Here is a 21,663-nt window from a genome sequence, read left to right on the forward strand (position 1 = left end):
TCAAGCTCCGGAAAAATCGTAAGGGCGGGCGAGGACGACGGCATCGCCGCTTTTCAGCGAGAACCGCACGGGACCTTCCGCGACGTTGGAAATGGTGCGCGACGACCCGAAGGGAAGCGCGAAATCGGTAAGCGGATAGCGGGCATTGCCGATCGACAGCCCGGCAAGCGGGGAGAGGCCGAGCACCGAAAACAGCGAGCCCTTCGGCAAGTCGAGGGTAAAATCGTGCCCAAGCAGCGGAAAGGCCTCTTCGCTGCCGGAGGTCATCATCACCTCGATCCCGCCCTTGGCCAGCGCCACGCCCGACAGCAGATGCATCAGCGCATGGTCCGAGCGCTCGCCGCCGAGCGCCCCGGCCAGCACCAGGCGCCTTGCCCCGCGCGACAGCGCTTCTTCCACGGCGATCTCGCCGTCGGTCGCCGCCTTCTGCGCCGGATAGGGCAGGCGCGGCACGCCGGGGAAATCCTCGACCGGCAGATCGGCGGAACTGTCGAAGTCACCGACCCACAATTCCGGCGAAAGGCCGAGTGCTGCCGCATGGCGCATGCCGCCGTCGGCCGCAATGGCGCGGCTTCCCGCGACCGCGGCTTTCAGCCGTTCGGTCGGGATGAGCGCCCCGCCGAGCAGGATGGTGAAGGTCGTGTCCGTCATGGATGTGCCCATAGCGCATATGGGCCGGGAAGGGAAAGGCCGATTGATTGGGCCCCTCGCCGCCTGACCGCGCGCCTGGGCGCCGATCAGGCCGGGCACGACGCTTGGTCGCAGTATCGCTGGAGGCCGATGGCGCCTCAGCGCTTGGCGGTGCCGTCCTTGGCGGTTTCGGCATTCTTCAGCTGGCTGGCGAAGCCGGTCGCCTTCGGCGCATCGGCCTTGGTCTTGTCCTTCTTGGGTTTTCGCACTTCGCGGTTCGAACGTACCTGACCTTTGGCCATGGGTGTCTTCCTTCGGTGAAGGATCGCGGGCCGCCCTTGATGGCGGCGCTCGATCGGGAACAGGGGATCTTCGGTCGGCTGTCGGTAGAAATCTTCGTCTTTGAAGCGAATGCGGCGGGGATGCCGTTTGCTTGGCAGGACCTGCCGGAAAGTGCGCTCGTCGCTGTCCCGGTCATGAACTTCTTGTCTGGAAACAAGCGCTGGAACACGAACGGGCGGTCTATGTCGCTGGTTTCAGCCTGTCAGATTCCACCGTTTTTACAAGCATTATCTGTGGCTCCAGCATGCCCCGAAGCCGCCCTGCCATCTTGCACTGCATCCGCAGCGCCACTAGGTTCACCGCCAAAGATCAGCCAGGAATATCCGCATGCAGTTCTCCGGTACCGCCGACTATATCGCCGACAAGGACCTGATGGTCGCCGTCAACGCGGCCATCGCGCTTGAGCGGCCGCTGCTCGTCAAGGGCGAGCCCGGCACCGGCAAGACCGAACTCGCCCGGCAGGTGGCGGCAGCGCTCGGCCTCGACATGATCGAATGGAGCATCAAGTCGACCACCAAGGCGCAGCAGGGCCTCTACGAATATGACGCGGTCTCGCGCCTGCGCGACAGCCAGCTCGGCGACGCGCGGGTCAACGACGTCCGCAACTACATCCGGCAGGGCAAGCTCTGGCAGGCCTTCGCCGCCGGCGAGAAGACGGTCCTGCTGATCGACGAGATCGACAAGGCCGATATCGAGTTCCCCAACGACCTGTTGCAGGAACTCGACCGCATGGAATTCCACGTCTACGAGACCGGCGAGACGGTGAAGGCCGCCGTGCGCCCCATCGTCATCATCACCTCGAACAACGAGAAGGAACTGCCGGACGCCTTCCTGCGCCGCTGCTTCTTCCACTATATCCGCTTCCCCGACGCCGACACGCTGACCCGCATCGTCGAGGTCCACTATCCCGGCATCAAGCAGGCGCTGATCCGCTCGGCCCTCACCCAGTTCTACGAGATCCGCGAGACGCCGGGCCTGCGCAAGAAGCCGTCGACCTCCGAAGCCCTCGACTGGATCCGCCTTCTGGTCGCCGAGGACGTCGACCCGGCCGACCTGCGCGCCGACCCGAAACAGGCCCTGCCCAAGCTGCACGGCGCCCTTTTGAAGAACGAGCAGGACGTGCACCTGTTCGAGCGCCTGGCGTTTATGGCAAGGCGCGAGCGCTAGTCCCTGCTCGCTCGTCCAATCGTCTGTTGCTGGGGTTACCCCCCTCTGTCCTGCCGGTCCAGGCACGCATCCGACCGCCCCCCATTGATTCGTCGCCCCAACCGTCGTAAATAGACCCGGTCCCGTGGTGATTTGGCCGGCCGGCTTGCAGCCACGTTAAAGAAGTCGCTAAAGGGGCCGAGGAAAGTCGTCATTTTCCCGAGCACCGGTCGCGATTTCTCGCCGCCGGTTTTATTTTGCGGTTTTTCCGCCGATGCTGGGAATGAGAAACGATGCCGATCAGGATACCCGATACGCTGCCCGCCTTCGAGACCCTCGTGCATGAGGGCGTGCGGGTGATGACCGAGACGATGGCTGTTCGACAGGATATCCGTCCCTTGCAGATCGGCCTGCTCAACCTCATGCCGAACAAGATCAAGACCGAGGTCCAGTTCGCCCGCCTGATCGGCGCCTCGCCGCTGCAGGTCGAGCTTACCCTCGTGCGCGTCGGCGGCCACAAGGCCAAGAACACCTCGGAAGAACATCTGCTGGCCTTCTACCAGACCTGGGAAGAGGTGAAGGACCGCAAGTTCGACGGCTTCATCATCACCGGCGCGCCGGTCGAGAACCTGCCTTACGAGGAGGTGACCTACTGGAACGAAATGCAGCAGATCTTCGACTGGACGGAAACCAACGTCCATTCGACGATGAACGTCTGCTGGGGCGCCATGGCCGCGATCTACCATTTCCACAAGGTGCCGAAGCACGCGCTCAAGGAAAAGGCCTTCGGCGTCTATCGTCACCGCAACCTGTCGCCGGCCTCGGTCTATCTCAACGGCTTTTCCGACGATTTCCAGGTCCCGGTGTCGCGCTGGACGGAAGTGCGCCGCAAAGACATCGAGAAGCATCCGGACCTCGAGATCCTGATGGAATCCGACGAGATGGGCGTCTGCCTCGTGCACGAGAAGCGCGGCAACCGGCTCTACATGTTCAACCACGTCGAATATGATTCGACATCGCTGGGCGAAGAGTATTTCCGCGACGTGAATTCCGGCGTGCCGATCAAGATGCCGCACGACTATTTTCCGCACAACGACCCTACGCTGACCCCGCTCAACCGCTGGCGCAGCCACGCCCATCTCCTGTTCGGCAACTGGATCAACGAGATCTACCAGACGACGCCCTACGACCTGCAGGAGATCGGCGTCGATCGACGCTGACGAAACGCCGCGGCGAGGAGCGCGCGAGACCCGATGTTCATCCCCTTTTTCCTCAAGCTCAAGGAAGCGAAGATACCGGTCACGCTCAGGGAATTCCTCGCCCTTCTCGAAGGCATGGAAAAGGGGCTCGCCGACTTCGACACCGAGGCCTTCTACTTCCTCGCCCGCACGGCGCTCATCAAGGACGAGCGCCATATCGACCGATTCGACCGGGTCTTCGCCGAGATGTTCGGCGGGCTGGAGGCCGTCTCCGGCGCCGATGGCGTCGAGACCGTGCCGATCCCCGAGGAATGGCTCAAAAAGCTCGCGGAAAAGCACCTGTCGGAAGAGGACAGGAAGCTGGTCGAGGCGCTCGGCGGCTTCGACAAGCTGATGGAGACATTGCGCCAGCGTCTCGAAGAGCAGGAAGGACGACACCAGGGCGGCTCGAAATGGATCGGCACCGCCGGCACCTCGCCCTTCGGCGCCTATGGCTACAATCCGGAAGGCGTGCGCATCGGCCAGCATGAAAGCCGCCACCGTCGCGCCGTGAAGGTCTGGGACAAGCGCGAGTTCCGCAATCTCGACGACACGGTCGAACTCGGCACCCGCAACATCAAGGTGGCGCTTCGCCGTCTGCGCCGCTTCATCCGCGAGGGTGCGGCGGACGAATTCGACCTCACCGGCACCATCCGCGCCACCGCCGAACACGGCTATCTCGACGTGAAGACGCAGCCGGAGCGGCGCAATGCCGTCAAGCTCTTGATGTTCTTCGACATCGGCGGCTCGATGGACGACCATGTGCGAACCGTCGAGGAGCTGTTTTCCGCCGCTCGCTCGGAATTCCGCCACATGGACTATTTCTACTTCCACAACTGCCCCTATGAGCGGGTCTGGAAGGACAATCGCCGCCGCATGGCCGAGGTCATCGGCACCGACGACATCATCCGCACCTTCGGCCCGGACTACCGGCTGATCTTCGTCGGCGACGCCTCGATGAGCCCCTACGAGATCCTCCAGCCGGGCGGCTCGGTCGAGCACTGGAACACGGAGCCGGGCGCCGTGTGGATCGACCGGCTGACCAGCCATTTCCGCCGCAGCCTGTGGATCAACCCCTTGAGACAGGACTATTGGGGCTACACCCAGTCGGTCGGCATGATACGCCAGCTGATGGGAAACCGGATGTATCCGTTGACCCTCGGCGGTCTGGAAGACGCGGCGCGCGAACTGTCGAAATAGGCGGCCAAGGGCCGAAATCGGGGAAAAGGTATGACGGGCAGGGAAATCTTCGGCACCACTCTGGCGGGCGAAACGGTCGAACGGGTGACGCTTGTCGGCGGCGGCCTCACCGCACGCATCATCACCTTCGGCGCCGCCATCCAGGATCTGCGGCTCGCCGGCCACCAGGCGCCGCTTGTGCTGGGCTTCGAGCGCTTCGAGGATTATGAGCAGCACTCCCCGTATTTCGGCGCCTCGCCCGGCCGCTGCGCCAACCGCATCGCCCATGGCCGCTTTACGATCGACGGCATGGACTACCAGCTGGAACTGAACGAACGCGGCACCACCCACCTGCATGGCGGCTCGACCGGCACGGCGCGGATGAACTGGACGATTACCGATCTGGGCCACGACCACGTGACGATGGAAGTCACCGATCCAGACGGCCGCGCCGGCTATCCCGGCAATTGCACCATCCGCGCCACCTATGCGCTCAAGGACGACGGCGTGCTTTCTGTCGTCTACGAGAGCAGAACCGACCGTGCCACGCCCGTCAATGTCTGCCAGCACGCCTATTTCAACCTCGACGGCCGCGACGACATCCTCGGCCACGACCTGATGATCGCCGCCGACCACTATCTGCCGGTCGACCGCGACCTGATCCCGACCGGCGAATTGCGCCCCGTCGCCGGAACGCCCTTCGATTTCCGCGAAATGGCCCCGGTCAGGCACCCGGTCGATGGCAAGCAGGTCCCCTACGACCACAACTTCTGCCTGGCCGCCGAACGCGGACCCAAACAGTCGGTGGCGCTCGCCCGCAGCATCAATTCTGGCGTGACGATGGAAGTGCGCACCACCGAACCCGGCGTACAGTTCTATGCCGGCGTCTATCTCGACGTCCCCGTCCCCGGCCTGGACGGCCGCACCTATGGCCCCTTCGCCGGCTTCTGCCTGGAAACCCAGGTCTGGCCGGACGCGATCAACCACGCCGATTTCCCCGAAGCCGTGCTGCGCCCAGGCGAAGTACTGCGCCAGGAAACGGACTACGTGTTTTCGAAGAGCTGAGAAAGGCGGCCTTGGGGCCGCACGCCGGCGAAACGCAAAACAACCGCCAAAGCGGGTTGTCACGTCTTGATTTTCTAGAAGAAGAAAACTGGAGCGGGTGAGGCGATTCGAACGCCCGACCCCAACCTTGGCAAGGTTGTGCTCTACCCCTGAGCTACACCCGCTCATAACCTCGATCCGGGGGTAGACGGTGGATCGGGGGCCGTCCGTTTGTTGCGGCGACGGGCGCTATATGGCCCAACAATTTTTCAAATGCAACAGGGAAATGACGAATTTTTTCGAGAAAAGGACAGCACCCGCTCACCGGCATGGCCAAAGCCCTGGAAACGGGGCATTCCCCCCATTCTCGCCGATTGCCAAGGGCGATGGCCGCACGTATCACTCCCCCGTCCGGGGTTTGCCCCGTCCTTCCATAAGCCTGGACCTGCATGAGGGAGCGCCGATGAGCAACCAGCCCAAGACTGCCGAGGATCTCTACCATTTCCTCGATGAACTCGGCATCCGCCACGTGACGAAGCACCACGAACCGGTCTTCACCGTGGCCGAATCGGTGGCGCTTCGCGACGAGATCACCGGCGGCCATACCAAGAACCTGTTCGTCAAGGACAAGAAGGACCGGTTCTTCCTGCTGACCGTCGAGGAAAACGCCGTCGTCGACCTGAAGACGGTGCACACGCTGATCGGCGCGGCGAGCAAGGTTTCCTTCGGCAAGCCGGAAAAGCTGATGGACTATCTCGGCGTCATCCCGGGCTCGGTCACGGTGTTCGGCGCGATCAACGATACCGGCCACAATGTCACCTTCGTCCTCGATAAAGACCTGATGCAGCATGACATCATCAACGGCCACCCGCTGTCGAACGACGCCACGACCTCGATCGGACGAGACGACCTCTTGCGCTTTCTGGAGGCCACAGGCCACACGCCGCTTGTCTTGAAAGTCACGGCCTGACATACGATCTTAAGCGGCAAACACGCCCCACGAGGGCCTGAAGATGCGGGAGACGACCGATGAGCGACAACAGCAATCCCTATGGCGGCTACGGCGGCCAGATGACCGCCCAGGCGCATTTCGGTGGCACCCCGGCCGCCGCGCCCGCCGCCGCAGCCGGCCTCGTCAAGGACACCACGACCGCGGGCTTTGCCAAGGACGTGCTGGATGAATCCCGCAACCAGCCGGTCCTGGTCGATTTCTGGGCGCCCTGGTGCGGCCCGTGCAAGCAGCTCGCGCCGGTGATCGAGAAGGTGGTCACGGAGGAAAAAGGCCGCGTCAAGCTGGTCAAGCTCAACATCGACGACCATCCGTCCATTCCCGGCCAGCTCGGCATCCAGTCGATCCCGGCCGTCGTCGCCTTTGTCAATGGCCGGCCGGTCGACGGCTTCATGGGAGCGGTGCCCGAGAGCCAGATCCGCCAGTTCATCGACAAGGTCGCCGGTCCCGCCGGCGCCGACCAGGCGGCCGAGATCGAGGCCGCGCTGGAAGAAGCGGGGGCCCTTCTCGCAAGCGGCGACATCAATGGCGCCGCCCAGCTCTACGGCGCCGTGCTGCAGTCCGACCCCGAAAACGCCAAGGCCGCCGCCGGCATGGCCGAATGCATGCTTGCCGCCGGCCAGCATGACCGCGCCCGCGAACTCGTCACCGGCATGCCCGACGAACACAAGAAAGCGCCGGAAGTCCAGGCCGTCTCCAAAAAGATCGAACAGATGGACGAAGCCCGCAAGCTTGGCGATCCGACGGCGCTCGAACATGCGCTGGCCCTCAATCCGGACGACCACGAGGCGCGCCTCAAGCTCGCCAAGATCCTCAATGTGGCCGGCAAGCGCGAGGAGGCGGCCGAGCACCTGCTGCTGATCATGAAGCGCGACCGCAGCTTCGACGACGACGGCGCCCGCCGCCAGTTGCTGGAATTCTTCGAAGCCTGGGGACCGAAGGACCCGGCAACCATCATGGCGCGCCGCAAGCTTTCGTCGATCCTGTTTTCGTGACGCGAGAGCCTGCGCCCTTGAGTTTGCAGCGGCGCGAACCACATTAGGAGGACGTATCGCGGCCCGTCTCGGGCCGCGGGGGGAGTGAAATTCCATGCAAGTCGGAAATGCGCGATACCTGACCGAGAACGACCTGCCGGACGTGCTTCCGGTGTTTCCCATCGCCGGCGTGCTTCTCCTGCCCGGCGGCCAGTTGCCGCTGAACATCTTCGAGCCGCGCTATCTCGCCATGTTCGATGCGGCAATGGCCGGCAACCGGCTGATCGGCATGATCCAGCCGGCACTGAACGAGGGCCTGACCGGCGACATCCTGCCCGAGCGCCCGGCGCTCTGCCAGGTCGGCTGCATCGGCCGCATCACCTCGCTCACCGAGACCGGCGACGGCCGTTACATCACCTCGCTCGGCGGCATCTGTCGGTTTCGCCTGCTCGACGAAGTGAACGGTACCAAGCCCTATCGCAATTTCCGCATCGCCCCCTTCATCACCGATCTCAAGGCCGGCCCGGACGAAGAAGCGGGCGTCGACCGCACGGGCCTGCTTTCAGCCTTCCGCGCCTATCTCGACGCCAACAAGCTTGAGGCCGACTGGGAAAGCGTCGAGCGCGCCAGCAATGTCACCCTGGTCAATTCCCTGTCGATGATGTCGCCTTTCGGCCCGGCGGAAAAGCAGGCCCTGCTCGAGGCGCCCGACCTCAAGACCCGCGCCGAAACCCTGATCGCCATCACCGAGATCGTCCTCGCCCGCACGTTCGGCGACGCCGACACGCGCCTGCAATAGGATCACCGACAGCCATGGACGAGCGGATGAGCAAGGTCGACGTGAAGCTGCTCGAACTGCTGGTCTGCCCGCTGAGCCAAGGCCGGCTGACCTTCGACCGCGAGCGCAACGAACTGGTTTCCGAACGCGCCCGCCTCGCCTATCCGATCCGGGACGGCATCCCGATCATGCTGGTATCGGAAGCGCGCAAGATCGAGGATTAGTGGGGGCAAGGGGCCGGCCGTCCGTCGCGGCGCGCCGCTCTCGGACATCGTCCGCTCCCTTGATACCTTCTCCACCCTTGGCTTGGTCCCCTTGGCGGCCCCGCAGGCTCCGACGACATCTCGCATCGGGTTGCCCCTGCCCCTCACCCTGACCCTCTCCCCGCAAGCAGGGAGAGGGGACGGCCAGCGTTGTGGCCGCCACGGATGCGACGTCAGCGATGTCGCCACGGCGGCGCCGCTCGTCCCTTCTCCCCGCCTGCGGGGATGAGGAGCGGTCGGCGAAGCCGACGAAACGATCCAGTGAATCGTTTCGAACGACGAACGCCCTGAGCAAAAGCGAAGGGCCGGCAGAGGTGCCGGCAGGCGGATGAGGGGCAAGCGCCGCCTCAGATCGCCTGGCCGGCCAGAAGCTTCGGCGCGCCACCGTTTGCCGTGCCGGCCGCCTCGCGGATGAAATAGGATTTCAATCCCGGCAGCCGGTCGACAAGCCCGAGCCCGACATCGCGGATGACCCTGAGTGGCGTGAAATCGTTGGAGAACATCCGGTTCAGCACATCGGTGGTCACACCCATGCGGAACGTGTCGAAGCGGCGCCAGGTCTGGTAGCGCTCAAGCACGTTGAGGTCGCCGATATCCAGCCCCAGTCGGTCAGCATCGACAATGGTTTCGGCCAGCGCCGCCACATCCTTGAAGCCGAGATTGAGGCCCTGCCCGGAGATCGGGTGAATGCCGTGCGCGGCGTCGCCGGCCAGCGCGATGCGCGGGGCGACGAATTCGCGGGCAAGCGTCAACCCGAGCGGAAAGGCCCGCCGGTCGCCGCTTGCGCGAATCTGGCCCAGCTTGTGACCGAAGCGACGCTCGAGTTCCTCCTCGAACACCAGATCGTCGGCGGCGACCAGCCGGTCGGCATCCGCCGTGCGTTCGGTCCACACCAGCGACGAGCGATTGCCCTTGAGCGGCAGGATGGCGAAGGGGCCGGACGGCAGGAAATGCTCTTCCGCCGCGCCATCATGCGGCCGCTCGTGCTCGACCGTCGTGACGATGCCCGACTGGCCGTAGTCCCAGGTGACGGTCTTGATCCCGGCCATGTCGCGCAGCTTGGAGCGCACCCCGTCACAGGCCACGACCAGCCGCGCCGAAACGACCGAACCGTCGGACAGCGAAAGTTCCGCCGAAGGTCCGGTATTCTTGAAACCGACCGCACGCACGCCGTGACGGATGGCGATGCCGGCCTTTTCGCAGGCCTCGCGCAGCGCCCCGACCATGGCGACATTCGGGATCATGTGGGCGAACGGACGCCCCTCTTCCACCGCGCCGTCGAAGGTGAGGAATACCGGGCGCACCGGGTCGGATGTCTTGGAATCGGTGACGATCATCCTGGTGATCGGCTGGGCCTCCGGCGCGATGCGGCCCCAGATGCCGAAAACCTCCATCATCTTGGTCGCGGCAGCAATAATCGCCGAGGCGCGCGGATCCTTTTGCCAGGCGCCTTCCGGCGCCGCCTCGATCACCTCGACGCTGAGATGCGGCGCCGCCTGCTTGACTGCGACGGCGGCCGAAAGGCCGACATAGCCACCGCCGACGATCAGCAAATCCAGCATGGCGAATTTCCTTTGCCCTTGTGCATGTCCTTGCTCCTATATAGATCAGCCTTGAACTAGTTCCTATAAGCGGGGCAGCGCTATTATGCCGAATTCGAGCGAAAATCCCACCGCCATGGACCGGCTGATCGAGACGCTGGATCTCGAAAAGCTGGAGGAAAACCTGTTCCGCGGCAAAAGCCCGCAGAACGGCTGGCAGCGCGTCTTTGGCGGCCAGGTCATCGCCCAGGCGCTGATGGCCGCCCAGCGCTGCGTCGACAACGACCGGCGCGTCCATTCGCTGCACGCCTATTTCGTTCGGCCCGGCGATCCCACCGTGCCGATCATCTTCGAGGTCGAGAGGACCCGCGACGGATCGAGCTTCACCACCCGGCGCGTCGTCGCCGTGCAGCACGGCAAGACCATCTTCGCCATGTCCTGCTCGTTCCAGATCGAGGAACCCGGCTACGATCACCAGATGGCCATGCCCAACGTGGCCGATGCGGGACAACTGGTCGGCGAAAAGGAATTCCGCGAGCTCTTCCTTGCCCAGGCGCCGGAAGGGGTGAGACGCTATTGGGGCCGCGAGCGGCCGATCGAGATCCGGCCGGTATCGCTCACCCACTACATCTCCAACGAGAAACTCGACCCGAACGCGCATATCTGGGTCCGCACCACCGGTCCCGTTCCCGACGATCACCACTATCACTCCGCGGTTCTCGCCTATCTGTCCGACATGACGCTGCTCGACACCTCGCTTTATCCGCACGGCACGTCGATCTTCGATCCGCAGATCCAGCCCGCCAGCCTCGACCACGCCATGTGGTTCCACCGTCCGTCGAAGCTCGACGACTGGCTGCTCTACACCCAGGACAGCCCGAGCGCGTCGGGCGCCCGCGGCATGACGCGCGGCAGCATTTACGGCCGCGACGGAACGCTCATTGCCTCGGTCGCCCAGGAAGGCCTGATCCGCAAAAGAGCAAACGCATAATTTTTTAGCAATCTCGATTTTTTGCTCATTTTTTGTGCGCACATCCGCCGATCAAATGCCCTTTTATTAGGGCGCGATTCTATCGTCTTTATATTTCAATAACTTATCGGCCAATTTCAAACTGGCACATACTTTGAATGTCATCTCTCAGTCACCCGGCGTTTTTCCTGCCGGGGGCAGGAGAGTCGGCTGGGGCCGAGGACAAGCAAAGGATGGGAACCAGATGAAGATTGTGATGGCCATCATCAAGCCGTTCAAGCTGGATGAGGTGCGCGAAGCCCTCACCGCTGTTGGCATTCAGGGCCTGACCGTGACCGAAGTGAAGGGTTACGGCCGCCAGAAGGGGCACACTGAAATCTACCGCGGCACGGAATACGCCGTGAGCTTTCTGCCGAAATTGAAGATCGAGATCGCCGTTGCCTCCGAACTCGCGGACAAGGCCGTCGAAGCGATCGCCGCTGCGGCCAAGACCGGCCAGATCGGCGACGGCAAGATCTTCGTTTACGCGATCGACCAGGCCGTGCGCATCCGCACCGGCGAAACCAATTCTGAAGCTTTGTAAGAACGGCTGTTAGGGGAGTTGTTTCTGATGTCATTTTCCAAGTTTTCTTCCGCTTTCGGGGCCCTGGGCGTGGCCACGGCCGGCGCGCTTGCGCCGGTCATCGCCTTTGCCCAGGAAGCGGCCCCGGCCGCTGCCGAAGCAGTCGCCGCCGCAGCTCCGGCCATGACCGTCGACAAGGGTGACACCACCTGGATGCTCATTTCGTCGATCCTGGTCCTGCTGATGACGGTTCCCGGTCTCGCCCTGTTCTACGGCGGCCTCGTCCGCACCAAGAACATGCTGTCGGTTCTCATGCAGGTGATGATGATCACCGCCGTCGCCATGCTCGTCTGGGTGACCTACGGCTACTCGCTCGCCTTCACCGACGGCGGCTCGCTCAACAGCTTCGTCGGCGGCTTTTCCAAGGTCTTCCTCGCCGGCGTCGACACCACGACCATGGCAGAGAGCTTCTCCAAGGGTGTGGCTATTCCGGAACTGGTCTTCGTCTGCTTCCAGATGACCTTCGCCGCCATCACCCCCGCCCTGATCGTCGGTGCCTTCGCCGAGCGCATCAAGTTCTCCGCCGTTATTCTCTTCACCATCCTGTGGCTCACCTTCGTCTACTTCCCGATGGCGCACATGGTGTGGTTCTGGGGCGGCCCGAGCGCCTATGACGGCCCGACCGGCCTGATCTTCGGCTTCGGCGCCATCGACTTCGCCGGCGGCACGGTCGTCCATATCAATGCGGGTATCGCAGGTCTGGTCGGCGCTCTCATGGTCGGCAAGCGTACCGGCTTCGGCAAGGACATGATGGCTCCGCATTCCATGACCCTCACCATGGTCGGCGCAGCACTGCTCTGGGTTGGCTGGTTCGGCTTCAATGCCGGCTCCAACCTGGAATCCAACGCCTATGCGGCGCTTGCAATGATGAACACCTTCGTCGCGACCGCTGCTGCCATCGTCTCCTGGGCGATCGTCGAAACCCTGTCGCGTGGCAAGGCCTCCATGCTCGGTGCTGCGTCCGGCGCCGTTGCCGGCCTCGTCGTCGTCACCCCGGCCGCCGGCTTTGTCGGTCCGATGGGCGCCATCATCATGGGCCTCATCGTCTCCCCGGTCTGCTACTTCTTCGTCTCCACGGTGAAGAACAAGTTCGGCTATGACGACACGGCCGACGTCTTCGGCGTGCACGGCATCGGCGGCATCATCGGTGCGATCCTCACCGGCGTGTTCGTCAATCCCGCTCTCGGCGGCGCCGGCATCGTCGACTACTCGACGGCCGACTTCGCAGCCGGCTATGCCGGTACCGCGACCCAGGTCTGGGCCCAGCTCAAGGGCGTGATCGTCACCGTTCTCTGGTCGGGCATCCTCTCGGCGATCCTCTACAAGGTCGTCGACCTGATCGTCGGCCTGCGCGTTCCGGTCGAAGCCGAACGCGAAGGTCTCGACCTCGCCTCGCACGGCGAAGCAGCCTACCACTCCTGAGCGCATTCGCCGCGCCGGTTCGCCGGCGCGGCTCCTCCACGCGTCGCGGCCGTCGAGAGACGCGCCGCCCTTGCCCGGACCTCACCGTCCGGGTTTTTTTGTGCCATCCGCCGGGCGCCGCGCAAACGGGATGGTTAATGCTCGATTAACCCTCGCCCGTGTACTGTACCGCAGAGTCATGGCCGGGCGCGTGCGCACGCATCCGGCGACCTCTCGGGCCAGATGCAGTCACACGGATGGGCAGACAGATGAACAGAGGCAATTCCGCCGCGATCGAGGAACAGTCCAGCCGCTTCGCGCTCAGCGCCTTCGTGGTGCGGCAATTGCTGGCGCTCACCGGCTTCGCCTTGTTCCTCGGCCTGGTGATGGCCGTCGCCTCGCTGGCCAGCTGGAACGTCGCCGATCCGAGCCTGTCCTATGCCACCGCCAACGAGCCCACCAACATCCTCGGCTATGGCGGCGCCGTCTTTGCCGACATCATGCTGCAGTTCTTCGGCCTTTCCAGCCTGCTTGCCCTGCTTCCGGTGCTCGCCTGGTCGCTGGCGCTGATCACCGGGCGTCCGCTGTCGCGCATTCCCGCGCGCCTCGGGGCCTGGGCCGTCGGCTCGATCGTCGCCTCCGCCGTGGTCGGCTGCTTCCCCCCGCCCGCCACCTGGCCGATCCCCAATGGCATCGGCGGCGTGTTCGGCGACATGATCCTGCGCTTTCCGGGCCTGTTCATCGGCGCCTATCCGACCGGCACGTTTTCCATGGTGCTGGGAATCATTCTCGCCGTTCCGGCCGCCTGGCTACTGCTGTTCGCCACCGGCCTGATCGGCCGCGAAAGCATCGACGAACCCGCAGCGCAAACCGTTGCGGCCAAGCGCCAGAAGGCCGCGCCGGCACCGGTCGACGACGAGGAGGAAGACGACCGCGAAGGCCCCATCGCCCTTGCGCTCGGCGTCATCGCCCACAACTGGTATACGATCCGCGCCCGCAGCCGCCGCCTGCTCGGCCTCAAGCCCAAGGAACGCACCTCGCGTTTCGAGCAGCCCTATGATTTCAACGAGGACGAGTTCGGCACGCTGAACGAGCCGGTGCGGCCGAAGGCGCCGACGCCGCTCGAGCGCCGCGAACCCTCGCTCGAACCCGCCCCGCTCGCCACCGGCCGCGTCGCCGCGCCGTCGCGCCACATCGTTTCGCCACCGCCGATCAGCGGCGATCTGGACGACAACTTCGACGACGACGTGGACCTGGACATCGACGACCTGCCGCGCCCTGCCGGCATCCTGCCGGACGACGGCTGGACGCCGAAACCGGCCGCACGCGCAGCCGCCGGCGGCCAGGACACGCCCCGTGTCGTCGCGCCGGCGCCACGGCCAAAGCCCGGCGCGCGTGTCGATCGCGATGCCCAGGGCTCGCTGCTGCGGCCCGATGGCTTCCAGCTGCCCTCCGTCCATCTACTGGCAGAGCCGAAGGCCGTCGCCCGCGACGCCACGCTGTCGGCCGACGCGCTCGAGCAGAATGCCCGCATGCTCGAAGGCGTGCTGGAGGATTTCGGCGTCAAGGGCGAGATCATCCAGGTCCGCCCCGGCCCGGTCGTCACCCTCTACGAACTGGAACCGGCACCCGGCATCAAGTCGTCGCGCGTCATCGGCCTGGCCGACGACATCGCCCGTTCGATGAGCGCGATCGCCGCCCGCGTCGCCGTCGTTCCCGGCCGCAACGCCATCGGCATCGAATTGCCGAACCAGAGGCGCGAGACCGTCTATCTGCGCGAACTGATCGGCAGCCAGGACTTCGATGGCAACAAGGCCAAGCTCGCCATCGCGCTCGGTAAGACCATCGGCGGCGAGCCGGTGGTGGTCGACCTCGCCAAGATGCCCCACCTTCTGGTCGCCGGTACCACCGGCTCCGGTAAATCGGTCGCCATCAACACCTTCATCCTGTCGCTGGTCTACCGGCTCGCGCCGGAAAAATGCCGGCTGATCATGATCGACCCGAAAATGCTCGAACTGTCGGTCTATGACGGCATTCCGCATCTGCTCTCGCCGGTGGTCACCGACCCGAAGAAGGCCGTCGTGGCGCTGAAATGGGCGGTGCGCGAGATGGAAGAGCGCTACAAGAAGATGTCGAAGATCGGCGTGCGCAACATCGACGGCTTCAACAGCCGCGTCGAACAGGCGATCGCCAAGGGCGAGATCCTGACCCGCACGGTGCAGACCGGCTTCGACCGCCAGACCGGCGAGGCGATCTACGAAACCGAGGAATTCGATCTCCAGCCTATCCCCTATATCGTCGTCATCATCGACGAAATGGCCGACCTCATGATGGTTGCCGGCAAGGACATCGAAGGCGCGGTCCAGCGGCTCGCCCAGATGGCGCGCGCCGCCGGCATCCACGTCATCATGGCCACACAGCGCCCCTCGGTCGACGTCATCACCGGCACGATCAAGGCCAACTTCCCGACCCGCATCTCCTTCCAGGTCACCTCCAAGATCGACAGCCGTACCATTCTCGGCGAACAGGGCGGCGAACAGCTGCTCGGCATGGGCGACATGCTCTACATGGCCGGCGGCGGCCGCATCCAGCGCGTCCACGGCCCCTTCGTCTCCGACACGGAAGTCGAGGAGATCGTCGCCTACTTGAAAACGCAAGGCTCGCCCCAATATCTGGAAGCGATCACCGTCGACGAGGACGAAGACGAGGATGGCGGCGGACCGGCCGGCACCGCCAATCTCGGCGAATCGGACGACCCCTACGACCAGGCCGTGGCGATCGTGCTGCGCGACGGCAAGGCCTCCACCTCCTACGTCCAGCGCCGCCTCGGCATCGGCTACAACCGCGCCGCCTCGCTGATCGAGCGGATGGAGAAGGAAGGCATCATCAGTGCCGCCAACCACGCCGGAAAGCGCGAGATCCTGGTGCCGACCGAAGCCGACATCATCGAGCGGTGAACCAGGCGGCCCCGCCGGGCGTTGCCTGCCTGGCAGGTCCGTTGGCCCGACCGCGCAGAGCCCGATCGGTCATGAAGACGCCGTCTTCTTGGGCGATTGAGGCAAGATATAGAGGAGTTCCGGATGACTGAACACACAATCGAACGCCTGGCAGGCCTTCCGGCATCGACGACGCGGCGCCAGTTCGTCGCAGGCACCATGGCGGGCCTTGCGCTCGCCGCCCTGCCGATGCCCGCGATCGCCGCCGCCGATCCTGCCGCGGCGCAGAAGATCGCCGATCATTTCTCCTCGGTGAAGACGATGATGGGCGAATTCGTCCAGTTCGGACCGCGTGGCGAACAGACCGGCGGCAAGTTCTTCATCCAGCGCCCCGGCAAGCTGCGCTTCAACTATGAGAAGCCCTCGCCGATGCGGGTCATTGCCGACGGCAAGAACGTCGTCATCGGCAACATGAAGCTCAAGACCTGGGATCTCTATCCGCTTTCGAAGACACCGCTCAGCCTGCTTCTGTCGGAGAAGATCGACCTCGGCAACAAGATGGTGCGCGACGTCAAGCAGGAAGCCGACCTCACCACCATCGTGCTCGGCGACAAGACGATCTTCGGCGATTCGACCATCACCCTGATGTTCGACCCGAAGACCTTCGACCTGCGCCAGTGGACGATCACCGACGTCCAGGCCAAGGACACCTCGGTGATGATCTTCAACGTGCAGAACGGCGTGCAGCTCGACCCGAGCGTCTTCGAGATCCCCTACGCCGACGTGCACGGCCAGAAGCGCTGATCAAGACCTCCCCTGTGGAGAAAGGGCGCACCGCTTGCAGCAGGGGCGCCCTTTGTCTGTTCAGGCCTTGCGAAATTGCCTAAGCCTGCAGGCAAAGCGGGAGCAGACGGCATGGACCTTTCGATCACCACCTGGAACATCAACTCGGTCAGGCTGCGCCTGCCGCTGGTCGAGGATTTCCTGAAAGGCACGCGCCCGGACATCCTCTGCCTGCAGGAAATCAAGTGCCAGAACGACGAGTTCCCGGCCGATGCGCTCAAGGCGCTCGGCTACGACAACATCATCCTGCACGGCCAGAAGGGTTATCACGGCGTGGCGATCGCCTCGCGCTTTCCCTTAACCGAGGACCATCGCCAGGACTATTGCGGCGTCGGCGATTCGCGCCATATCTCGGCGATCTTCGAATGGGGCGGCCGGCGCATCCGCATCCATAACTTCTACGTGCCGGCCGGCGGCGACGAGCCCGATCGCACGATCAACCCGAAATTCGGCCACAAGCTCGATTTCATCCGCGAGATGCGCGATCTGAAGGCCGGCGCGGAACCGGGCGTCTCGGCCATCCTGGTGGGCGACCTCAACATCGCGCCGCTCGAAAACGATGTCTGGTCGCACAAGCAGATGCTGAAGATCATCAGCCATACGCCGGTCGAAACCGAAGGCCTGCTCGATGTCATGCGCGAGGGCGGCTGGGTCGACCTGATGCGCCATCACGTGCCGGCCGACCAGAAGCTCTACACCTGGTGGAGCTACCGCGCCAAGGACTGGGCCGCCGCCGACCGCGGTCGGCGCCTCGACCATATCTGGTCTTCGCCGGACCTGACCGACCACCTGCGCGCCATCGAGATCCTCAAGGAAGCGCGCGGCTGGGAACGGCCATCGGATCACGTACCGGTCACCGCCCGCTTCTCGCTCTAGCCAAATTTTAGCAAGGGCACGCGTCAGTCGAAGCGATGGGCCATGGCGGCCGCCCCGTCGATCAGGCTGGCGATCGCCGCCCGAATGCGCCCTTCGACCACGGCGGCCATCTCCGGATATTCCTCCAGCAGGCGGTGGAACAGCGCGCGGGTGATGCGGATCACGTCGGCGTCCTCGAGCGCGATCGCCGTGAACTTGCGCTCGACCATCGACACCAGCGCCAGCTCCGACAGCATGACGCCCGGCCCGGCCACGCCCTCGACCCTGGGTTTGCCGCCGCGTGCAAGCGATGAAAGCTCGAATGTGCCGCGCGCCACCACATAGGCGCACTCGGCTGGCGACCTTTCGCGAAACAGCGCCTGACCGGCCCCCACCGGCCGATGCTCGGCGCCAAAGGCGATCAACCGCAGCTGGTCGGAACTGAGCCCGGCAAACAGCGGCACCTTGGCCAGAAGCTCGATATCGTCGGCAAGCGCCATGGGGAACTCCGGGGATCAGGGAACGATCTTGTAGCCGCCATTCTCGGTGACCAGGATCTCGGCATTGGAGGGATCGCGCTCGATCTTCTGGCGCAGGCGATAGACATGGGTCTCGAGCGTGTGTGTGGTCACCCCGGAATTATACCCCCAGACCTCTTCCAGAAGCACGTCGCGGGTCACCACCTTCTGCCCGGCGCGATAGAGATAGCGGATGATCGCCGCTTCCTTCTCCGTCAGGCGGATCTTCTTGCCGTCCTCGGTGGTCAGGAGCTTCTGGCTCGGCTTGAACAGATAGGGCCCGACGCCGAAGGTGGCATCCTCGCTCTGCTCGTGCTGGCGCAGTTGCGCGCGGATGCGGGCAAGCAGCACGGCAAAGCGGAACGGCTTGGTGACATAGTCATTGGCCCCCGCTTCGAGCCCGAGAATGGTGTCGGAATCGGTGTCATGGCCGGTCAGCATGATCACCGGGGCCTTGAAGCCACCCTTGCGCAGCAGCTTCACCGCCTCGCGCCCGTCCATGTCGGGCAGCCCGACATCCATGATCAACAGGTCCACCTGGCCGCTGCGCGCCGCCTGGATACCCTTCGTCGCGGTTTCGGCCTCGGTGAGCGTGAATTCCTCGTGAAGCGACAGCTGCTCGACCAGCGTCTCGCGCAGGTCGTTGTCGTCATCCACCAGGAGAATGGTCCGCACTGTCATCAGATCTTCCTGTTTTCGTTCGCGCCGTCCGTCTTGGCGTGCCGGATCGAAGTGCTATGAATACACCGAACTTCACAGGCAAAGCAAAATCTCGTGACCCGCTTGAGAAAAACATCGGACAAATCCCACAGCAAGATCGGCCGGATTGTCGTCCGCCGGGCACCGGGCAAGGCGACGCAGGCCATCCTGCAATACGGGCCGCTGCGCCTGCGGGCCGCGCTCGGCCGCTCCGGTATCACCAGTTGCAAGCGCGAGGGTGACGGCGCCACTCCGCGTGCCACGATGCGGCTGATCTCCGCCTACCGGCGTGGCGACCGCATCGGCGTTGTGAAGACCGCGCTTCCCGTTCAACGCATCCGCAAGGATATGCTCTGGTGCGACGCGCCGGGCCACCCCGCCTACAACCGACCGGTCAGGGCGCCCTTTGCCGCGAGCCACGAGAAGCTGATGCGCGACGACCGTCTCTACGACGTCTGCATCGTCATGGACTGGAACATCACCGAGCGCCGGCGCGGCGGCGGTTCGGCGATCTTCTTCCACATCGCCCGCGAAGGCTACGCGCCGACCGAGGGCTGTGTCGCGCTCTCGCCTGCCGACATGCGCCGGCTGCTGCCATATCTCGACAACCGCACTGTCCTCGAGGTGCGCTGAGGCGTTTGTCAGACGATGGAACGGGGCGTGACGAGACGCACGAGCCGGCCGCCGCCGGCTTCAACGTCCCGCCATTCGGCAACCGCAAAGTCGATGACCGCAAGCCCGGCCGTCGGGTATTTCTCCGCAATGGCCTGCCTTGACGGGCCATCGCTGCCCGGGCCGGAAAGGGCAAGTGCCATCTCCTGCGTTCCGGGATTGTGGGCGAGCATCAGCACCGTCTTCGGACCGTGGCCAACCGCCCGCAGGACTGCCAGCATCCGCTCCGGGCTTGCAGCATAGAGCGCACCTTCAGAGCGCATCTCCGGCTTGCGCGGCAAGCGCTCGCGAGCCGCCGCCCAGGTCTCCTGCGTGCGCCGGGCCGTCGATACGAGCGCCAGGTCCGGGATCAGCTTCTCCTTCGCCAGGAAATCTCCCATCAGCTGCGCCGCCGCCCGGCCGCGCCCGTTGAGCGGCCTCTCCTCGTCGGTGACGCCCTCCGGCCAGGCGGATTTGGCGTGCCTGAGCAGAAGGAGGCGCAAGCCCCCAGCCTCTCCGGCATCCTGCAGTTTCGACGGCATGACGAACGACCTCCCGGACGATGATTCACATGAAACAATGGATTGGCCACTGGCGAGCGCCGGCGGCGTGCGGCCACTCTAGAGACTGACGCAGATCGCGCCAACAGCGACGATGACGCAGGCGGCGAGCCGGCGGAACGTCAGTCGCTCGCCGAGGAAGAACGCACCGATAAGGACGGCGAAGACCACGCTCGTCTCGCGCACCGCCGTCACCAGGCCCGCCGGGGCAAAGGAATAGGCGACCACCACCAGCCCATAGGCGGCCAGCGCCACGACACCGCCGCCGAGCGCCTTCCAGGTCACCGACGAGCGCAGGTCGATGACAAGCCCGCGACGGATCAAGGCGAAGGTCACGGTCAACAGCAGGCCATAAAGGAAGAGCACCCACATGGCATAGGCCACGGGCTGGACGACGAGACGCACGCCCTTGGAATCGACGATTGAATAGCAGGCTATGATCGCGGCGGTCGCAAGCGCGAAGAGGAGGGAGGCGTTTCCCGCCCTCGCCTTGCCAAGCGAAAGGCTCATGATCCCGGCAGCCACCAGCACGACGCCGAACGTCTGAAAGGGGCCGAGGATCTCGCCGAAAAACAGGAAACCGCCGAGCGTGACGAGAAGCGGCACCGTGCCGCGCACAATCGGATAGACCTGTCCAAGCTCGCCATGGCGATAGGCGGCAACGAGGAACAGGCTGTAGCCCACCTGCAGCAGCGACGACAGGAGGATATAGAGCCATGCGTCTGCCCCCGGCAGCGGGAAATAGAGCACGAAGGGCAGGGCGATCAGCGTGCCGGCCAGGCTCATCACCGTCACCGACCACAGCCTGTCGGCGCCGTTGCGCAGGAAGGCGTTCCAGCTGGCATGCAGAATGGCCGCGACCAGCGCCAGCCCGACGGCGATCGCACTCAAGGCCGCACCGCTGGCGGTCGATGGGAGAGATACAGGCGCGAGGCGGCTTGGAACGGAGACGGCATCGGGCGCGGGACTTTTGTGACAGTTTTGTGACGGCCGGACGATAGCCACTTTGCCACGCTTTGCAATCGCCGATCACGCCGGCGGCACTCACGCGGCATATCGAAAACGCGGCAAACGGTCAGCCCTCGGGCCGCACAAGGTCAGCCCTCACCCTGAGGGGGGAGCGTCAGCGACCCTCGAAGGGCGGGGGCGGATGGGGTGCGGTGGTGACAGTATTTGCGGCCGGATGCTTCGAGGCCTGGCCTGCGGCCAGGCACCTCAGCATGAGGGGGCACGTAGGCGGCTCTGGGGCAAGACGGCCGTCGGAACCCCCTCACCAAGGCGCGCAACGGAAGCCCTCACCCTGAGGTGGGAGCGTCAGCGACCCTCGAAGGGCGAGGGCGGATGGATGTGGTGGGGTCGGAGTCTGCCGCCGGATGCTTCGAGGCCTGGCCTTGCGGCCAGGCACCTCAGCATGAGGGCCCTCGCGATTCGGGCGCCTCAGCATGAGGGGTGAACGGCGGCGAT

21 protein-coding genes, 1 tRNA gene, 1 pseudogene and 1 riboswitch are annotated in these 21,663 nt (G+C 64.6%); of the genes and pseudogenes, 15 read left to right on the forward strand and 8 right to left on the reverse strand.

The window, feature by feature from the left end; all coding sequences use genetic code 11:
• Positions 1-651 carry a thiamine diphosphokinase gene (locus tag RHIZ70P_RS19515; protein WP_115672169.1) on the reverse strand — a complete coding sequence of 217 codons (651 nt, stop codon included), beginning with the start codon at positions 649-651 and terminating at the stop codon, positions 1-3.
• A 137-nt stretch (positions 652-788) separates the two neighbouring features.
• Positions 789-932, reverse strand: a complete 144-nt coding sequence (locus tag RHIZ70P_RS23080) for a hypothetical protein (protein WP_181904074.1) — start codon at positions 930-932, stop codon at positions 789-791.
• A 367-nt stretch (positions 933-1,299) separates the two neighbouring features.
• Here RHIZ70P_RS23080 and RHIZ70P_RS19520 point away from each other — a divergent pair, with 367 nt between their 5' ends.
• The 4 genes from RHIZ70P_RS19520 to RHIZ70P_RS19535 all read left to right on the forward strand — a co-directional run bounded on the left by RHIZ70P_RS19520 (position 1,300) and on the right by RHIZ70P_RS19535 (position 5,600).
• A complete protein-coding gene (locus RHIZ70P_RS19520; protein WP_115672130.1) occupies positions 1,300-2,139 on the forward strand; it encodes an AAA family ATPase in 840 nt (279 codons plus the stop codon).
• A gap of 114 nt (positions 2,140-2,253) precedes the next feature.
• Positions 2,254-2,332, forward strand: a riboswitch (SAM riboswitch).
• A 79-nt stretch (positions 2,333-2,411) separates the two neighbouring features.
• A complete protein-coding gene (metA, locus tag RHIZ70P_RS19525) occupies positions 2,412-3,338 on the forward strand; it encodes a homoserine O-acetyltransferase MetA (protein ID WP_115672131.1) in 927 nt (308 codons plus the stop codon).
• A 33-nt stretch (positions 3,339-3,371) separates the two neighbouring features.
• Complete coding sequence (locus tag RHIZ70P_RS19530; protein ID WP_115672132.1) at positions 3,372-4,556, forward strand: vWA domain-containing protein; 1,185 nt, start codon at positions 3,372-3,374, stop codon at positions 4,554-4,556.
• Positions 4,557-4,586: 30 nt separating this feature from the next.
• Complete coding sequence (locus RHIZ70P_RS19535; protein ID WP_115672133.1) at positions 4,587-5,600, forward strand: aldose epimerase family protein; 1,014 nt, start codon at positions 4,587-4,589, stop codon at positions 5,598-5,600.
• 89 nt (positions 5,601-5,689) lie between these two features.
• On the opposite strand, the gene RHIZ70P_RS19540 is transcribed toward RHIZ70P_RS19535, so the two are convergent.
• Positions 5,690-5,764, reverse strand: a tRNA-Gly gene (locus RHIZ70P_RS19540).
• 278 nt (positions 5,765-6,042) lie between these two features.
• On the opposite strand from RHIZ70P_RS19540, the gene RHIZ70P_RS19545 reads away from it, so the two are divergent.
• The 4 genes from RHIZ70P_RS19545 to RHIZ70P_RS19560 all read left to right on the forward strand — a co-directional run bounded on the left by RHIZ70P_RS19545 (position 6,043) and on the right by RHIZ70P_RS19560 (position 8,564).
• Positions 6,043-6,549 carry a prolyl-tRNA synthetase associated domain-containing protein gene (locus tag RHIZ70P_RS19545; protein ID WP_115672134.1) on the forward strand — a complete coding sequence of 169 codons (507 nt, stop codon included), beginning with the start codon at positions 6,043-6,045 and terminating at the stop codon, positions 6,547-6,549.
• A gap of 59 nt (positions 6,550-6,608) precedes the next feature.
• Positions 6,609-7,583, forward strand: coding sequence for a thioredoxin (trxA, locus tag RHIZ70P_RS19550; RefSeq protein WP_115672135.1), 975 nt, complete (start codon positions 6,609-6,611; stop codon positions 7,581-7,583).
• Between the two features lie 94 nt (positions 7,584-7,677).
• Entirely contained in the window at positions 7,678-8,361 is a 684-nt protein-coding gene (locus RHIZ70P_RS19555) for an LON peptidase substrate-binding domain-containing protein (protein ID WP_115672136.1), read from the forward strand.
• 14 nt (positions 8,362-8,375) lie between these two features.
• Positions 8,376-8,564 (forward strand): Trm112 family protein, encoded by a 189-nt coding sequence (locus tag RHIZ70P_RS19560; protein ID WP_115672137.1) that lies wholly within the window; start codon positions 8,376-8,378, stop codon positions 8,562-8,564.
• A gap of 386 nt (positions 8,565-8,950) precedes the next feature.
• On the opposite strand, the pseudogene RHIZ70P_RS19565 reads toward RHIZ70P_RS19560, so the two are convergent.
• Positions 8,951-10,168 (reverse strand): annotated as a pseudogene (locus tag RHIZ70P_RS19565) (ubiquinone biosynthesis hydroxylase); the annotation flags it as partial.
• 82 nt (positions 10,169-10,250) lie between these two features.
• Here RHIZ70P_RS19565 and tesB point away from each other — a divergent pair.
• The 6 genes from tesB (at position 10,251) to RHIZ70P_RS19595 (ending at position 17,792) form a co-directional block, all read left to right on the forward strand.
• Complete coding sequence (tesB, locus tag RHIZ70P_RS19570; RefSeq protein WP_115672139.1) at positions 10,251-11,135, forward strand: acyl-CoA thioesterase II; 885 nt, start codon at positions 10,251-10,253, stop codon at positions 11,133-11,135.
• A gap of 223 nt (positions 11,136-11,358) precedes the next feature.
• A complete protein-coding gene (locus RHIZ70P_RS19575; RefSeq protein WP_115672140.1) occupies positions 11,359-11,697 on the forward strand; it encodes a P-II family nitrogen regulator in 339 nt (112 codons plus the stop codon).
• Between the two features lie 27 nt (positions 11,698-11,724).
• Positions 11,725-13,158, forward strand: coding sequence for an ammonium transporter (locus tag RHIZ70P_RS19580; RefSeq protein ID WP_115672141.1), 1,434 nt, complete (start codon positions 11,725-11,727; stop codon positions 13,156-13,158).
• Between the two features lie 248 nt (positions 13,159-13,406).
• Positions 13,407-16,094 (forward strand): DNA translocase FtsK, encoded by a 2,688-nt coding sequence (locus tag RHIZ70P_RS19585; RefSeq protein ID WP_115672142.1) that lies wholly within the window; start codon positions 13,407-13,409, stop codon positions 16,092-16,094.
• 123 nt (positions 16,095-16,217) lie between these two features.
• Positions 16,218-16,877, forward strand: a complete 660-nt coding sequence (locus RHIZ70P_RS19590; protein ID WP_115672143.1) for an outer membrane lipoprotein carrier protein LolA — start codon at positions 16,218-16,220, stop codon at positions 16,875-16,877.
• 111 nt (positions 16,878-16,988) lie between these two features.
• Complete coding sequence (locus RHIZ70P_RS19595; RefSeq protein ID WP_115672144.1) at positions 16,989-17,792, forward strand: exodeoxyribonuclease III; 804 nt, start codon at positions 16,989-16,991, stop codon at positions 17,790-17,792.
• A 23-nt stretch (positions 17,793-17,815) separates the two neighbouring features.
• Here RHIZ70P_RS19595 and RHIZ70P_RS19600 read toward each other — a convergent pair whose 3' ends face one another.
• Together RHIZ70P_RS19600 and RHIZ70P_RS19605 are read right to left on the reverse strand one after the other, a co-directional pair.
• Positions 17,816-18,271 carry a cyclic nucleotide-binding domain-containing protein gene (locus tag RHIZ70P_RS19600; protein ID WP_115672145.1) on the reverse strand — a complete coding sequence of 152 codons (456 nt, stop codon included), beginning with the start codon at positions 18,269-18,271 and terminating at the stop codon, positions 17,816-17,818.
• A gap of 15 nt (positions 18,272-18,286) precedes the next feature.
• On the reverse strand, positions 18,287-18,970 hold the full coding sequence (locus tag RHIZ70P_RS19605; RefSeq protein ID WP_115672146.1) for a response regulator transcription factor: 684 nt from the start codon (positions 18,968-18,970) through the stop codon (positions 18,287-18,289).
• Between the two features lie 102 nt (positions 18,971-19,072).
• Between RHIZ70P_RS19605 and RHIZ70P_RS19610 the strand changes: the two genes are divergently transcribed.
• Positions 19,073-19,621 (forward strand): L,D-transpeptidase family protein, encoded by a 549-nt coding sequence (locus RHIZ70P_RS19610; RefSeq protein WP_115672147.1) that lies wholly within the window; start codon positions 19,073-19,075, stop codon positions 19,619-19,621.
• A gap of 8 nt (positions 19,622-19,629) precedes the next feature.
• Here the strand turns inward: RHIZ70P_RS19610 and RHIZ70P_RS19615 are convergent, their stop codons facing one another.
• The gene (locus RHIZ70P_RS19615) at positions 19,630-20,181 is read right to left on the reverse strand and encodes a SixA phosphatase family protein (protein ID WP_115672148.1); all 552 of its coding nucleotides are present in this window, start codon (positions 20,179-20,181) and stop codon (positions 19,630-19,632) included.
• Positions 20,182-20,259: 78 nt separating this feature from the next.
• Positions 20,260-21,090: a DMT family transporter gene (locus tag RHIZ70P_RS19620; RefSeq protein WP_115672149.1), complete on the reverse strand. Its 831-nt coding sequence runs from the start codon at positions 21,088-21,090 to the stop codon at positions 20,260-20,262.
• Positions 21,091-21,663: the final 573 nt, after the last annotated feature.

Origin of the sequence: Paenirhizobium selenitireducens ATCC BAA-1503 (assembly GCF_900492185.1) — a bacterium.
In the GTDB taxonomy this organism is placed as follows: domain Bacteria; phylum Pseudomonadota; class Alphaproteobacteria; order Rhizobiales; family Rhizobiaceae; genus Allorhizobium; species Allorhizobium selenitireducens_A.